Origin of the sequence: Micromonospora sp. NBC_00330, from assembly GCF_036136635.1 — a bacterium.
GTDB lineage: Bacteria > Actinomycetota > Actinomycetes > Mycobacteriales > Micromonosporaceae > Micromonospora > Micromonospora salmantinae.
Genome location: NZ_CP108012.1, coordinates 48,456 through 62,822, shown reverse-complemented (window position 1 = coordinate 62,822; position 14,367 = coordinate 48,456). Strand labels below are relative to the sequence as shown.

The window sequence follows — 14,367 nt, the reverse complement described above, 5'->3', positions numbered from 1 at the left end:
GACACACGAGTTGTGTGCTTCCTGTCGTGACGGCTAAGTGCCCGACCCACCGAAAGCCCAAACCGACTCACCTCAATCGACAACGCCAGTCGTCGATGTTTCGGAGGTGCGTCGGTTGACGCGTGAGTACGTCCACACAGGTAGGAGCCCATCTCGTCGACCCGTCGGCCCCACCACAGCGACAGAAAAGTTTTCCGCACCCGGCGGTCACACTCCCCGCGCCGGCCCGCTCAGCCGGCAGTCTCGGCGGCCCGACGGACCTGACGGGGCAGGGCGGGCGAGGCACGCGGGGCGCCCGGAAACGCGACGCGCCCGGGTGCGGATGACACCCGGGCGCGTACGGCGGCGCGAAACTACTTCTTGCCGGTGGCCTTGCCGTCGCCGGAGTCGGAGGAGAGGGCGGCGATGAAGGCCTCCTGCGGCACCTCGACCCGGCCGACCATCTTCATCCGCTTCTTGCCTTCCTTCTGCTTCTCCAGCAGCTTGCGCTTACGGCTGATGTCGCCGCCGTAGCACTTGGCGAGCACGTCCTTGCGGATCGCCCGGATGGTCTCCCGGGCGATGACCCGGCTGCCGATGGCCGCCTGGATCGGTACCTCGAACTGCTGGCGCGGGATCAGGGTGCGCAACTTGGCGGCGATGGTGACGCCGTAGTTGTACGCCTTGTCCTTGTGCACGATGGCGCTGAACGCGTCCACCGGCTCGCCGTGCAGCAGGATGTCCACCTTCACCAGGTCGGACGCCTGCTCGCCGGAGGGCTCGTAGTCGAGTGAGGCGTAGCCCTTGGTACGGCTCTTCAACTGGTCGAAGAAGTCGTAGATGATCTCCGCGAGGGGCAGCGTGTAGCGCAGCTCCACCCGGTCGGCGGAGAGGTAGTCCATGCCGAGCAGGGTGCCGCGCCGACCCTGGCAGAGCTCCATGACGGCGCCCACGTAGTCGTTGGGCGTCAGCACCGTGGCCCGGACCACCGGCTCGTACACCTCGGCGATCTTGCCGGTGGGGTACTCGCTCGGGTTGGTGACGACGATCTCCTCGCCGTCGTCGGTGATCGCCCGGTAGACGACGTTGGGCGCGGTGGAGATCAGGTCGAGGTTGTACTCGCGCTCCAGCCGCTCCCGGATGATCTCCAGGTGGAGCAGGCCGAGGAAGCCGCAGCGGAAGCCGAAGCCCAGCGCGCCGGAGGTCTCCGGCTCGTAGTCCAGGGCGGCGTCGTTGAGCTTGAGCTTGTCCAACGCCTCGCGCAGGTTGGGGTAGTCGGACCCGTCGATCGGATAGAGACCCGAGTAGACCATCGGCTTCGGGTCCTTGTAACCACCCAACGCCTCGGCCGCCGGCCGACTGTTGATGGTGACAGTGTCACCGACCCGGGACTGCCGGACGTCCTTCACACCGGTGATCAGGTAGCCGACCTCGCCGACGCCGAGCGCCTCGGCCTTGACCATCTCGGGTGAGATGACACCGATCTCCAGCAGCTCGTGCACCGCACCGGTGGACATCATCTTGATCCGGTCGCGGGCGCTGATCCGGCCGTCGATGACCCGGACGTACGTGACGACGCCGCGGTAGACGTCGTACACCGAATCGAAGATCATCGCCCGGGCGGGCGCCACGGCGTCACCGACCGGTGGGATGAACTGCCGGACGATCTCGTCGAGCAGGTACGGAACGCCCTCGCCGGTCTTGCCGGAGACCCGGATGCAGTCGGCGGGGTCACCGCCGATCAGGTGGGCCAGTTCCTCGGCGTACTTCTCCGGCTGCGCGGCCGGCAGGTCGATCTTGTTGAGCACCGGGATGATGCGCAGGTCGTTTTCCAGGGCCAGGTAGAGGTTGGCCAGGGTCTGCGCCTCGATGCCCTGCGCGGCGTCGACCAGCAGCACGGCGCCCTCGCAGGCGGCCAGCGACCGGGACACCTCGTACGTGAAGTCCACGTGCCCCGGGGTGTCGATCATGTTGAGCACCGCGTGCTCGCCAGCCCGCTCACCCTCACGGATGGTCCACGGCATGCGAACGGCCTGGCTCTTGATCGTGATGCCGCGCTCGCGCTCGATGTCCATCCGGTCCAGGTACTGGGCGCGCATCTGCCGGGGGTCGACCACACCGGTGAGCTGCAACATCCGGTCGGCCAGGGTCGACTTCCCGTGGTCGATGTGGGCGATGATGCCGAAGTTCCGGATGCGACCGGGGTCGGTGGAACCAGGGGCGTTCGCGCCGGGATCGAGCTTCGGTGGCACAGCGGTCCGTTCTGGTCGGCTGACGTGAACAGGCCGGCGCGCCGCCGACCCCCTCTATGTTCCCACGCCGCCGGGGTGCGCCCGCTGCGCGGGCGATGGATCGGCCCGAGGACCCCTCACTCCATCGGCGGCTCGACGAAGAGCGCGGCCAGCCGGGGCAGCCGGCGACGCGCCTCGTCCTCGTCGTCGAAGTCCCAGAAGTCGTTGAGGTCCGGCGTCCGCACCGGGTCACGGTCCGCCGGCAGCTCGGTCGCGGTGGCCTTGCGGTACGCGTCCCACGGCACCGAGAGCATCTGCTCGGCGGAGAACTCCTCGCCGCTGAGCGAGGCCGCCCGCACCTGGGGCAACTCGGCCAGCGAGTCCGGTTCGGCGACCGCACGGGCGAAGACGGCCCGACCCTGGGCCATCAGCCAGCCCCGGAAGTGTTCGAAGCCCTCGGCCGAGGCACCACCGTTGATCAGGTACGCCGCACCCCACAGATCCGCCTTGTGCGAGGCGGCCAGCACCCGCGTCTGGTGCCGCGCGTACCCGATGATGTCCTCCGGGTCGCGCTCGGCGAGTAGCGCCACGGCCCGTGCGGCGACCGGCCCGGGCTCACCCCCGCCGCCGGCCCGCGCCTCGTCGATCAGCTGCCAGAAGTCCTCGGTCCTCATGGCTTGGCAGTCTGGCAGTGTCGCCGTGCGTCGCGCACGTACCCCGGGGCAGCATGGTGGGATGTCCCCTTCCCTGCTGCCGCCGGTGCCCTACCACGCGAGTGCCCTGCGCCCGTCGTGGCCGGCGTTACCGGCGGCGCTGCGGGCCGCGGTCGCCGAACGGCTCGGCGCGCCGGTGGTCACGGCCCGGGTCGCGGGCGCGGGCTTCACCCGCGGCTTCGCCGCCGTGCTCGACACCGCCGACGGTGGCCGGGCCTTCGTCAAGGCCGCACCCGCCGCCGAGCAACCGCATCTGGTCGACTGGTACGCCCGAGAGGCCGCGATCCTCGACCGGCTACCGGCCGACCTGCCCGCGCCCCGCCCCCGGTGGACCCTCTCCGCAGCCGGCTGGTTCGTGTTGTGCACCGACGCCGTCGACGGGCACACCCCACACCTGCCCTGGGTGCCCGCCGAGTTGGACGCCACCCTCGCCGGGTACGCGCGAATCGCCACCGCCCTGGCCGACCCGCCGGCCGAGCTGACCGCGCTCGGCCTGCCGCACCTGGCCGACCTTGCCCGGTCGGACATCCTGTGGTGGGAGGAGGTCGCCGCCGGTCGGGAGCCGACCCCACCACTGCCCGCGCCGCTGCTGAACCGGCTGCCCGAGCTGGTGGAGTTGGAATCCCTCCTCCCCCGGTACGCCGCCGGCGCGACCGGCCTGATCCACGGCGACCTGCGGGTCGACAACGTGCTGATCGGCCCGGACGGCCGAGCCTGGTTCTGCGACTGGACCTGGGTCTGCTCCGGGCCGGCCTGGTTCGACCTGGCCGGCCTGCTGCTCACCGCGTACGCCAGCGGGCTGGACGCGGACCGGCTCTTCGCCGCGCACCCGGCCACCGCCGGCGCGCCAGCGGACGCGCTGGACGCGACACTGGCCGCGTTGGCCGGCTACTACCTCACCGGCGCTGCGGCGGCACCGCCGACGGCCTCGCCGCACCTGCCCGCCCACCAGCGGTGGAGCGGCGAGCAGTCGCTCCACTGGCTGGCCCGCCGCCAGGGCTGGCGGTGACGCGGGCTGGCCTGCCGTCCGGACTGGCGGTGAGTCGCCAGCGTGGTCGAGGGCGTAACCTGGTCCCCGACGGGCCGGGTCCGTCCGCGCGAAGGCCGAGCCGTTTTGGCTCGTCCCGGGCGACCTGGTAACCTGGCTCTTCGCGCAGCGATGACGCACGTTCGTCATCACGCGCAATAAGCTGACCAACCCGAGCTATCAAGACGAGGCTGTCGCGTGGCGAACATCAAGTCCCAGATCAAGCGCAACCGGCAGAACGAGAAGGCCCGGCTGCGCAACAAGTCGGTCAAGTCGTCGCTGAAGACCGCCGTCCGGAAGTTCCACGAGGCTGCCGAGGCCGGTGACGTCGAGAAGGCGACCGCGCTCATGCTGGACGCCTCGCGCAAGCTGGACAAGGCCGTCAGCAAGGGCGTGATCCACTCCAACCAGGCCGCGAACCGCAAGTCCGCGATCGCGAAGCGCGTGGTGTCGCTCTCCGCCTGACGACTTCACCGTCAGACTGATTCGGAAAACCCCGGGCCCCAGGCCCGGGGTTTCCGTGTGTCCAGAGGCCGGCCGTTCCGTGCGCGATGCCGGCCGCGTCTTCTCCGGCCGGCCGTCCCTGTGCGTGGGCTCTGACGGGTCGGCGCTCAGTCTGACGGGTTGGCCCGCCGGGGCGGTGGCACCGGGTCGGCGGTGATCACGACGCCGGGAACGCTGTGCGAGACCCATTCCACCCGGGCTCGGCCGACCACCGGTTCGATCTGCCGGCGAAACCGGTCCCGTTCCTGCTCGGGCACGAGCGCGGCGGAGCGGACCACGATCGCGGCCACCATGTCGTTGAGCTTCACCATGGCGGCCACCACTACCGGCAGCACCAGCACCGCCCACCAGCTGACCAACTCGGCGAGGGCGAGCAGCACCGCCAGGGCGATGGCACCCTCGAAGAAGAGGAAGCACAGCACGCCGCCGGGGTTGACGAACCGCAGGCCGAGGAGCCGGGCGTAGAGCGGCCGGTAGCGCTCCTCGTCCACGGGAATGGTGGCCCACGCTGGGCGGTTCGCCCCCGTCACCTGACGCTGCCCTGCCGGGCCGCCGCGACCGAGAAGACCGCACGCTCCAGGGCGTACGCCCGGTCGTCGGAGCCGCCCTTGACGGCCGCGTTGCACTCGGCGGCGACCTGCATGGCCCGGACCAGGCCCTCCGGCGTCCAGCCCCGCCCCTGCCGCTGCGCCCGCTCGATCTTCCAGGCGGGCATTCCGAGGCTGCTGGCGAGCTGGTACGCGCTACCCCGCCCGGCCGACGCCACCCGGGCCACAGTGCGCACCCCGTCGGCCAGGGCATCGGCGATGGGCACCGGGTCGACCCCGACGTGCAGGGCCCAGCGCAGCGCCTCGAGCGCCGCCGGTACGTCGCCGACCATTGTGGCGTCCGCCACCGTGAAGCCGGTCACCTCGACCCGGCCCCGGTAGTAACGGGAGACCGTCTCGGCGCTGATCCGCCCGTCGGTGTCGGCGACCAGTTGGGAGCAGGCGGCGGCCAGCTCACGCATGTCGTTGCCGACAGCGGCGATGAGCGCCTCGGCGGCGTCGTCGGTGCACTTTCCGCCGGCCCGGCGGATCTCGTCGCGGACGAAGGCCACCCGGTCGCGGTGCCCCTTGAGCTTGGCGGCCGGGACCACCGTCGCGCCGGCCGCCCGCAGACCGTCGGCGAACGCCTTGCCCTTGGCGCCGCCCAGGTGCAGCACCAGCAGCTGGACCTCCGGGTCGGGATTCTTCGCGTACGCCAACAGCGCGGCGACCAGGTCCTTGCGGGCGTCCTGGCCGGAACGCAGGATCAGCAGCCGCCGCCCGCCGAACAGCGAGGGGCTGAGCATCTCGGCGATCTCGCCGACGGTGAGCGCGCTGGCCTGGTACTCGCGGACGTCCACCTCGGGGTCCACACTGCGAACCTTCGCGACAGCTTCGGTGACCGCGCGCGTGGCGAGCAGTTCCTCGTCACCGAGGACGAGCAGAATGGGGGCGAGGCTGGCGGGGGTCACGCCGCCCATATTCGCACGGCCTGCGGCGGGATCGTGCCTGCTCATTCACTGCTTGATCGGCGCAGCCCGCACACAGCGCAAATCCAGACATCCAACTCAATTACTCGCTTAAACCGCAAGTCGGCCGATTAATCGGAGGCCTATTCAAGACCGTCGGCCCGCGGGCACACCTCGCCGGGCTACCGCCAGACCGCCGTCCGTTCGGATCGCCGCCACGTCGCCGTCCGTGTCGGTGCGCAGCACCCGCACGCCGCCCCTGCCCAGTTGGGCGATCAGCCCCGGACTCGGGTGCCCGTAGGTGTTGCCCGTGCCCACGGGCACGAGCGCCACCGTCGGCCGCACCGCGTCGAGGAAACCCTGGTCCTGGTACGCCGACCCGTGGTGCGCGACCTTCAACACGTCCGCCCGTAACTGGCCGGGGGCCGCCCGCGCCACCATCGCGTGCTGCTCCTCGGTCTCCGCGTCGCCGGCCAACAGGATCCGTACCCCGGCCACAGTGGCGCGCAGCACCAGCGAGTTGTTGTTCGGGTCGGACCTGGTCCCGGCCAGCGGGTACGGCGGGCCGAGCACCAACAGGTCGACCCCGCCCACGGGGTGGCGAGCGCCGGCCACGGTGGTCAGCAGCGCAGCCCGCCCGCCGTTGGCCGCCGCCCGAACCAGGTCCCGACCGCTCTCCGGGTCGGTGGACGACGGCGTCAGCACGGCACCCACCCGCCGCCCCCGGAACACCCCGGCCACCCCGCCCACGTGGTCCGCATGGAAGTGACTGACCACCAGCAGGGGCACCTCCCGTACGCCGAGCCGACGCAGGCAACCGTCCACGGCACCCGGTTCCGGCCCGGCGTCCACCACCACGGCCCGGCCGGGGTCGACCGGGAGCACCAGGGCGTCGCCCTGCCCCACCGCGCAGGCCACCACCACCCACCCGGCTGGTGGCCAGCCGGCGGCCACCAGCCGAACCGGCAGGGCACCCAGCACGGCGGCGACCCCGACCACCGCCACCAGCCGGCGTACGAGTGGCCGGCGCACCGCGATCAGCAGCGCGACGGTCAGCCCGGTCAGCAGCAGTGCACCGGGCACCCCGCCCAGCCACGGCAGGGTGCCCCCCGGCAGTCGAGCACCCTGGCGGGCGATGAGCACAAGCCACCAGGCCGGCCAACTCGCGAGCCACGCGACGAACTCGGCGCCGGCCGGCCAGATCGGCGACACCATGGCCGCCAACACGCCCAGCACTGTCGCTGGCGCGATGGCCGGCACCGCCAGCAGGTTCGCCGGCACCGCCACCAAGCTCACAGTGCCGGAGATCCCGGCGACGACCGGGCCGCAGGCAAGTTGGGCAGCCGCCGGAACGGCCAGCGCCTCGGCCAGCCCAGGCGGGACGCCTCGCCGACGCAATCCGTCCCGCCAACGCGGCGCGAGCAGCAGCAGGCCACCGGTGGCCAGCACGGAGAGGGCGAACCCGGGATCCCCGGCCAACTCGGGGTCGACGAGCACCAGCACTGTCACGGCGGCGGCCAGCGCGGGCAGCGCCGCCCGAGGTCGCCCGGCGGCGAGCGCGGCCAGCCCGATCGCTCCCATCGTGGCTGCCCGTACGACGCTCGGCGACGGGCGGACCAGAATGACGAACCCCACCAGCGCCACCCCACACAGCGCAGCGGCGAGCCACGGGCCGGCGCGCGACCACCGGGCCAGCAACAACACCGCACCCACAACGATCGCGACGTTGGAGCCGGAGACCGCGTTGAGGTGGGTCATTCCGGTGGCCTGGAAGTCCGCCTCGACGGCGGGTGGCAGTCGGCTGGTGTCGCCCACCACCAGACCGGGCAGCAGCCCACCGGGGTCGTCGGGCAGCGGCGCGCAGGCGCGTTGCAGGCCGGTACGCAGCGTCCCGGCGGCGCGCTGCGCCCAGGACGGCGCGCCGTGCCGTTGCGGCGGACCGTTGGTGCTGAGCACCGCCGCGGTGAGGTCGCCGCCGCGCGGAACGCCGAGCCGGCCGTCGACGGTGAGGCGCTGCCCGGGCAGCAGGCCCCGCCACGCCGGATCGGTCGCCAGGACCAGTAGCCGCACCGACGCGTGGATCCGGCGACCATCCGGGCCGGTGAGCCGGACCAGCTCGGACGGCACCAGCAGCATCCCCGGCCGCCCGGCGCTCCGGATCGGGCGCGGGTCGTCCCGGACGACCAGGTCGGCGGTGATCGGAGCGCGTTGCTCCGCGAGGGCACGGATCGCCGGCGCGTCGCGAACGGCGAGCCGGGCGGCGGTGGCCGCACCACCGCAGACCACACCGAGGCCGACCGCCACGGCCACCCACCCGTAGCGCCGCACCATGGCTCGGGGACGGCCGAGGCGGCCGAGCAGATGCGCAGCACCAATTGCCGTCAGACCGGCCCCCGTGCCGGCCACCAGCAGCGTGGCGTGGCTGCCAAGGTGCAGGCCGGCGAGCGCCGTGAGCCAGGCCGCCACGGCGAGCCCAGCCAGTCGCAGATCCGGCGGCTCCGACCGGGCCCCGCCAACCGGTGGCGTGGCCTGAGCCGACCCAGCCGGCGGCCCGGGCTGAGCCCCGCCGGCCGGTGGGTCAGCGGTCACGGAGAACCCGCTCACACCGTCACCAGGTCCTTGAGCTGCTCGTAACGTGCGTCGCCGATCCCGTCGACCTGACGTAGGTCGCCGACGGACTTGAACCCGCCGTGCTGATCTCGATGGGTGAGGATCCGTTGGGCGAGCACCGGCCCGACCCCGGGCAGCGCGTCGAGCTGCGCCAGCGTCGCGGTGTTGAGGTTCAGCGGCCCGGCGGCGGTTGCCGCACCGCCCGCCGCAGGCCCGGCCGCACCGCCCGGCACCGGCGGTGGCGTCACCCCGACCACGATCAGCTCGCCGTCGGTGACCTTGCGGGCGGGGTTGAGCAGCGCCACGTCGACCCCCGGGAGCGCGCCGCCGGCCGCCTGCACCGCGTCGGCGAGACGGGACCCGGCCGGCAGGCGTACCAAACCGGGTTTTCGGACCTTGCCCGCGACCGCCACCACCAGCTCGGCGGAGCTGGACACGCTCGGATCACCCGCCGGTGCGGCCGACGCGGCGTCGCTGGCCAGCGGGGCGACCGGCTCCGACTGCGGCCGGGCCTGCCAGGCCCAACCTGCCGCACCCGCGACCACCACTACGGCGACCACCGCCAACGCCCGCACGCCCCGCCGCCCAGGATCGAACGCGGACGGGCCGGGCAACCGCGACTCGGGCGGGACCGCAAGGCCCGCCGACGACGGTTGCGCGGCGGGCTGCGAGGACAGCACGTCCGCCGGCAGCGCGCCGGCCAGAGACGACTGGGGTACGCCCGCGAGCGGCACCTCCGGCCGGGGCGGCGGCGCGGCGGCCGTCTCCGTCAGCCGGCGCAGGCGCTGGCGTACCTCTGTCTCCTCGTCGTGCGACACAGCGCGACGCTATGGCGGCGGCCGGGACGGTGGAGGGTCACCGCGTCGTCCTGTGGACAACCACCGGCACTGTGGACAACGCCCTGATCATGCTCGGATCTGCTACGCGGGCGTCGCCTGTCGGCGCGTGGCCTTGGGCGACGGGTCTGGTCGTCGGCGACAGCGTTGCGGGCTCCGCCTCACCAGGTGGGCTGTGGGTCGGTGGCATCGGGCTGGTCGGTCGCCACGATCGCGGGGCGTCAACGTCGGGCAGGGGCCGACCGGCCAGCATGCAGAACGCGGCGAGGACGGCGAAGACGACCGGCAGGAGGATCAGGTTGCCCTGGCCGGTGGCGGTCTCCTCGGGCAGGCGGGCGAGCTGCAGCACCCCGGCGAGCCAGGCACTGACAATTGAGTGTCTGCCGTAGGAGCGGCATCCGTACTCTCTCTGAGTGAGCGAGAGCAATGACTACGTGAGGCTGCGAGAAACTTTCAACGAGGACGCTGAACGGTATGACCGTGCGCGGCCCCGGTACCCGGCACAGATGTTCGATGATCTCGCTGCGGCCGGAGTAGCGCCCGGCGCAAGGGTGTTGGAGATCGGCTGTGGCACTGGGCAGGCGACCGTGCCGCTGGCAAAACGTGGCTACCGGATCGTGGCCGTCGAGTTGGGCGCAGACATGGCTGCTGTGGCTCGGCGAAACCTTGCCGGCTCCGACTCGGTGGAGGTCGTGACGGCAGCGTTCGAGGAGTGGCCCTTGCCTGCGGAACCGTTCGACGTGGTCTTCTCCGCGACGGCGTTTCATTGGATCGATCCGGCCGTGCGGGTGTCGAAGTCTGCTGACGCCTTGTGTATCGGTGGTCTGCTGGCCACCGTGGGAACCCACCACGTCGCCGGTGGCACCTGGACCGAGGCGTTCTTCGTTGAGATTCAGAAGCTTTACGAGCGCTTCGATCCGTCGACCCCACCGGGCCTGCGTCTTGAAGGTGTTCAAGACATTCCGGAGGACGATGGGGAGCTGACCTCGTCGGAGCGGTTCGGGCCTGCGAGCTTCTACCGATACGAGTGGGAGTTGCCGTACTCGACAGCGGACTACCTGGACCTGCTGTTGACCTACTCCGGCCACCGTGCCTTGCCGGACGCGCAGCAGAGCGCATTGCTGAACTCCATCGCGCGGCTCATCGACGTCAACTACGGGGGCCAAGTCGTCAAGCGCTACCTGACTGAGCTGAGGCTCGCCGAACGTGTCCGGTGAATCGCTTCTATCGGTAGCGGTCGTCGGATTCAGCAGAGTGGACGTGCATTCGGCCGAGTCCTGGTTGAGCGGCAACGACGACGCCCCGTGCAGTTCGCCTTGTTCGGCTGCACGGGGCGCCCAAGTTTCTGTGGGCCGCGGTTTCGTCACGGAGGCCCCTCCCGGAGGCTCGCGCGCAGGGCGGTGAGCGAAATGAAGGCCGCGCCGTCGCTGAGTTCGTTCGGTGTCGCGCCGGACGGAGTCGCGATGTCGGCGAGTCGGTTGATGAATCGACGACGACCACGCGGCCTCATGGGCAGCAGAGTAGGGGTCCGGTACGCAAGTCCCGGATCCCGCTACCCACGAGGCTCAGCAGCGAGGCTGACGGCCGGTCAGGCAACCTCGCCGGACCGGCCGACGGGCCTGCTACAGGTACGGCCGGGTGATGATTTCGATCGCGTGGCCGGCCGGGTCGAAGAAGTAGAACCCCCGGCCACCGTGCTCGGTGTTGGTCTCCCCCTCCCGCTTCAACTGCGGGTCGGCCCAGTACGTGATGCCGCGTCCCTCGACGAACGCCAGGCACCGCACGAACAACTCGTCGTCGACGAGGAACGCGTAGTGCTGCATCTGGATGTCCACCGGCGGCTCGGCGAACTGGAGCAGCACACCCTCGTCCAGTTGGACGTTGGCGAACGGCCCCCACGATGGCGCCTCCGGCAGCTCGAACAGCTCCCGGTAGAACGCGGCCGAGGCGCTCTTGTCCTTGCTGGCGATGATGGTGTGGTTGAACGTGACTGTCATCCGTACCGTCTTCTTCCCGGTCGATCCGAAGACCCGACCGGAGGCCCACAGCGTTCACCCAGCCACACAGATGACGAAGCCCCGAGGGCGCCGACGCCCCGGATCCCGCACGAGAGACGCGTATATCGCATCGATCTCGGCGTGGTGGCTGAAGTAGCCAGAACCTCCGGGGGGTAGGCCCATCTGGGGCGCACACGGAGGCTAACACAGCGGCGCGGGGCTGCGGCGCGACGAGAACGGTCAGCGGGCCTCGGGGTCGAGGCCAAGTACGGCCCGTCCGCCGTCCACCGGCAGCGTCACCCCGTTGACGAAGCTCGCCGCGGGCGACAGCAGGTACGCGACCGCCTCGGCCACCTCCTCGGCCCGCCCGATGCGGCCCACCGGGTGCAGGCGGGTCAACTCGGCGTCGATCCACTCGGCCTGGGTGGGCTCCTGTGTGGCGAGGAATTCGGCGTGCCGCTCGGTGGCGATCGAGCCGAGCGCTACCGCGTTGGCGCGGATGCCGTGCCGCCCGTACTCGACGGCCAGCGCCCGGGTCAGCCCTTCCACTGCGGCCTTCGCCGTCGCGTACGGCAGGGCACCGGACACCGGTCGGCGGGCCTGGTGCGACGAGACGTTGACGATCGCGCCGCCGGCGGCGCGGGCCAGGAAGCGGCGGACGGCGACCGCGGCGCCCACCACGGCTGGGCGCAAGTTCAGCCCGATCAGCTCCAGCACCGTGTCGGCCGACGCGGTGTGCAGCGTGGCGTCGCGGAAGACCGCCGCGTTGTTCACCCAGCCGGTCAGCGGCGCGGCGCGGTCGGCCAGCTCGGCGGCCTGCTCGGCCACCTGCTCGTCGGCGGCGTCACCGACCACCGCGACGAGCCGGTCGGCGGCCGGATGGTCGGTCAACCAGTCGACCGCGTCGGCGTCGCGTTCGAGTACGACGATGGTGGCGCCGGTCGCCAGCAGCCGTTCCACCACGGCCCTGCCGACACCGCGACCGCCTCCGGTCACCACGCACGACGTGGGCACGGCTCAGCCCTCCGGTCGGCGGTGGACGACCACGCAGGCCAGGCCCGGCCCGGCGTGCGCGGCGACGACGGCACCCGCCTCGGAGACGTACGTGTCGTGCAGCCGGTCACCGAACCGCTCGGTCAGCGCGGCGCGCAACGCCTCGGCCCGTTGCGGCGCGGCCAGGTGGTGCACGCCGAGATCCACGTCGTCGCCGTCGGCCGCCTCGACGGCCAGGTCGACGAGCCGGGCCACTCCCCGGCTGGCGGTGCGAACCTTCTCCCGCAGCACTATCGCCCCGTCCGGCATGTGCATGATCGGCTTGACGGACAGCGCGGTGCCGACCAACGCCTCGGCCGCGTTGATCCGGCCGCCCCGGCGCAGGAACTCCAGCGTGTCGACGTAGAACCAGACGGTGGTGCGGGCGATGGCGGCGAGCGCCGCGTCGCGTACGGCGGCAAGGTCGGCGCCGGCCTCGGCGGCGGTGGCGGCGGCGATGGCCGGAAAGCCAAGCCCCATGCCCGTCGAGCGGCTGTCCACCACCTCGACCCGGCCGTCCAGGTCGGCGGCGGCGAGCCGGGCCGCCTCGACCGTGCCGGACAGCGCGGCGGAGATGTGCACCGAGACGATCCCGTCGGCGCCGGCGTCGAGCAGTCGGCGGTACGTCCGGGCGAACTGCTCGGGCGCCGGGCGGGAGGTGGTCGCGGTGACCCGGCGGGCGCTCAGCGCCACTGTGGCGTCGGCCGGCTGGGTCTCCACCCCCTCCAGCCCTTCCGCCCCGTTGAGCACGACGGTCAGCGGCACGACGGTCAGCCGGTGCGCCTGCACCAGCTCGGGCGGAAGGTAGGCGGTGGAGTCGATGACAACCGCGACGGGCATGCCCGGCACGCTAGCCGATCGAGGCCCCGAACGCCGAGGCGCGAGTGCTCAGACCGCGTCGACGGCGACCGGGGCGGTGATCAGGCCGACGTTGTGCGCCCGCAACTGCCATCCGCGGACGTCGTCGTGGCGCAGCTCGGTCCAGTGGCAGTTGGCCAGCGAACCGACGGTGCGCAGCACGGCAGTGTCCCAACCGAGCAGGTGACCGATGCCCTGCCGGGAGCCGCCGCCGTGAGTGGCGATCACCACTGTGCCGCCCGGGGCCGCGTCGGCCGCCTCCTGTAGCGCGGCACCGACCCGCTCACCGAGGTCGTGCAGGGGCTCCAGATCCGCGCCCGGGTCGGGGTCGCCGGCCCGCCAGCGCGAGTACTCCTCTCCGAAGCGCTCGGCGACCTCGGTGAGGTGCAGACCCTGCCACTGGCCGAAGTGCCGCTCGCGCAGCCGGGCGTCGGTGCGTACCGGTAGACCCGTCAGCGCGGCGAGCGCGGCGGCGGTGTCGGCGGCGCGGCTCAGGTCGCTGGCCACGATGGCGTCGGGCCGCAGCCCCGCGAGCAGCGGGGCGGCGGCGCGGGCCTGGTCGCGGCCAAGCTCGTTGAGGGGTACGTCGGTCTGCCCCTGAACACGGTTGGCGGCGTTCCAGTCGGTGTTGCCGTGCCGCCAGACGATCAGTCGGGTCATTCGGCGGCGGCGGACCCGCTGGCGTCGGCCTCGACGAGGTCGCGATCGACGAACGGGATGGTGGGGCAGTCCTTCCAGAGGCGGTCGAGCCCGTAGAACTCGCGCTCCTCGGTGTGCTGGACGTGCACCACGATGTCGACGTAGTCGAGCAGCACCCAGCGGCCACCACGCTCGCCCTCGCGCCGCACCGGCTTCGCCTTGTCCGGCAGCTCCAGCAGGCTCTCCTCGATGGCGTCGACGATGGCCAGCACCTGACGCTCGTTGGGGGCAGCAGCGAGCACGAACGCGTCCGTGATGGCGAGCTGGTCGCCGACGTCAATGATCGTGATGTCCTGCGCCTTCTTGTCGGCGGCGGCCTGGGCGGCCGCGATAGCCAGCTCGTGAGCGCGTTCGGAAATCGTCACCGTTCTCCTTCGATCAAGCGT

Annotated in this window: 16 protein-coding genes; 3 read left to right on the top strand and 13 right to left on the bottom strand. The window is 71.9% G+C overall.

Translation table 11 applies throughout. The features are described 5' to 3' along the window. Window positions 1-353: 353 nt before the first annotated feature. Both lepA and OG598_RS00275 read right to left on the bottom strand, forming a co-directional pair. A complete protein-coding gene (lepA, locus tag OG598_RS00280) occupies window positions 354-2,231 on the bottom strand; it encodes a translation elongation factor 4 (RefSeq protein ID WP_328652536.1) in 1,878 nt (625 codons plus the stop codon). A gap of 116 nt (window positions 2,232-2,347) precedes the next feature. Next, window positions 2,348-2,884 carry a DUF4240 domain-containing protein gene (locus tag OG598_RS00275; RefSeq protein ID WP_328652535.1) on the bottom strand — a complete coding sequence of 179 codons (537 nt, stop codon included), beginning with the start codon at window positions 2,882-2,884 and terminating at the stop codon, window positions 2,348-2,350. A 61-nt stretch (window positions 2,885-2,945) separates the two neighbouring features. Here OG598_RS00275 and OG598_RS00270 point away from each other — a divergent pair, with 61 nt between their 5' ends. Together OG598_RS00270 and rpsT are read left to right on the top strand one after the other, a co-directional pair. Beyond that, window positions 2,946-3,932, top strand: coding sequence for a phosphotransferase (locus OG598_RS00270; RefSeq protein WP_328652534.1), 987 nt, complete (start codon window positions 2,946-2,948; stop codon window positions 3,930-3,932). Between the two features lie 216 nt (window positions 3,933-4,148). Further along, window positions 4,149-4,415 carry a 30S ribosomal protein S20 gene (gene rpsT / locus OG598_RS00265; protein WP_030491765.1) on the top strand — a complete coding sequence of 89 codons (267 nt, stop codon included), beginning with the start codon at window positions 4,149-4,151 and terminating at the stop codon, window positions 4,413-4,415. A gap of 146 nt (window positions 4,416-4,561) precedes the next feature. Here rpsT and OG598_RS00260 read toward each other — a convergent pair whose 3' ends face one another. The 5 genes from OG598_RS00260 to OG598_RS00240 form a co-directional block, all read right to left on the bottom strand. Continuing rightward, complete coding sequence (locus tag OG598_RS00260) at window positions 4,562-4,984, bottom strand: hypothetical protein (protein WP_328652533.1); 423 nt, start codon at window positions 4,982-4,984, stop codon at window positions 4,562-4,564. After that, on the bottom strand, window positions 4,981-5,961 hold the full coding sequence (gene holA, locus OG598_RS00255; RefSeq protein ID WP_328655230.1) for a DNA polymerase III subunit delta: 981 nt from the start codon (window positions 5,959-5,961) through the stop codon (window positions 4,981-4,983). Before holA ends, OG598_RS00260 begins: the two co-directional genes overlap by 4 nt. A gap of 135 nt (window positions 5,962-6,096) precedes the next feature. Beyond that, window positions 6,097-8,538 carry a ComEC/Rec2 family competence protein gene (locus OG598_RS00250; RefSeq protein ID WP_442931481.1) on the bottom strand — a complete coding sequence of 814 codons (2,442 nt, stop codon included), beginning with the start codon at window positions 8,536-8,538 and terminating at the stop codon, window positions 6,097-6,099. 11 nt (window positions 8,539-8,549) lie between these two features. Beyond that, window positions 8,550-9,377 carry a ComEA family DNA-binding protein gene (locus OG598_RS00245; protein ID WP_328652531.1) on the bottom strand — a complete coding sequence of 276 codons (828 nt, stop codon included), beginning with the start codon at window positions 9,375-9,377 and terminating at the stop codon, window positions 8,550-8,552. 37 nt (window positions 9,378-9,414) lie between these two features. Next, window positions 9,415-9,744, bottom strand: coding sequence for a hypothetical protein (locus tag OG598_RS00240; RefSeq protein WP_328652530.1), 330 nt, complete (start codon window positions 9,742-9,744; stop codon window positions 9,415-9,417). A gap of 64 nt (window positions 9,745-9,808) precedes the next feature. On the opposite strand from OG598_RS00240, the gene OG598_RS00235 reads away from it, so the two are divergent. After that, window positions 9,809-10,612, top strand: coding sequence for a class I SAM-dependent methyltransferase (locus OG598_RS00235; protein WP_328652529.1), 804 nt, complete (start codon window positions 9,809-9,811; stop codon window positions 10,610-10,612). A 146-nt stretch (window positions 10,613-10,758) separates the two neighbouring features. On the opposite strand, the gene OG598_RS00230 is transcribed toward OG598_RS00235, so the two are convergent. From OG598_RS00230 to rsfS, 6 genes are all read right to left on the bottom strand, one after another. After that, a complete protein-coding gene (locus OG598_RS00230; RefSeq protein WP_328652528.1) occupies window positions 10,759-10,905 on the bottom strand; it encodes a hypothetical protein in 147 nt (48 codons plus the stop codon). Between the two features lie 112 nt (window positions 10,906-11,017). Further along, window positions 11,018-11,392: a VOC family protein gene (locus tag OG598_RS00225; protein WP_112604312.1), complete on the bottom strand. Its 375-nt coding sequence runs from the start codon at window positions 11,390-11,392 to the stop codon at window positions 11,018-11,020. A gap of 240 nt (window positions 11,393-11,632) precedes the next feature. Beyond that, window positions 11,633-12,406, bottom strand: coding sequence for an SDR family NAD(P)-dependent oxidoreductase (locus OG598_RS00220; RefSeq protein WP_328652527.1), 774 nt, complete (start codon window positions 12,404-12,406; stop codon window positions 11,633-11,635). A gap of 3 nt (window positions 12,407-12,409) precedes the next feature. Beyond that, on the bottom strand, window positions 12,410-13,264 hold the full coding sequence (locus tag OG598_RS00215; RefSeq protein WP_328652526.1) for a DegV family protein: 855 nt from the start codon (window positions 13,262-13,264) through the stop codon (window positions 12,410-12,412). A 48-nt stretch (window positions 13,265-13,312) separates the two neighbouring features. Then, complete coding sequence (locus tag OG598_RS00210; protein ID WP_328652525.1) at window positions 13,313-13,942, bottom strand: histidine phosphatase family protein; 630 nt, start codon at window positions 13,940-13,942, stop codon at window positions 13,313-13,315. Further along, on the bottom strand, window positions 13,939-14,346 hold the full coding sequence (gene rsfS / locus OG598_RS00205) for a ribosome silencing factor (RefSeq protein WP_210785344.1): 408 nt from the start codon (window positions 14,344-14,346) through the stop codon (window positions 13,939-13,941). The genes OG598_RS00210 and rsfS overlap by 4 nt, the downstream gene beginning before the upstream one ends. Between the last annotated feature and the right edge of the window lie 21 nt (window positions 14,347-14,367).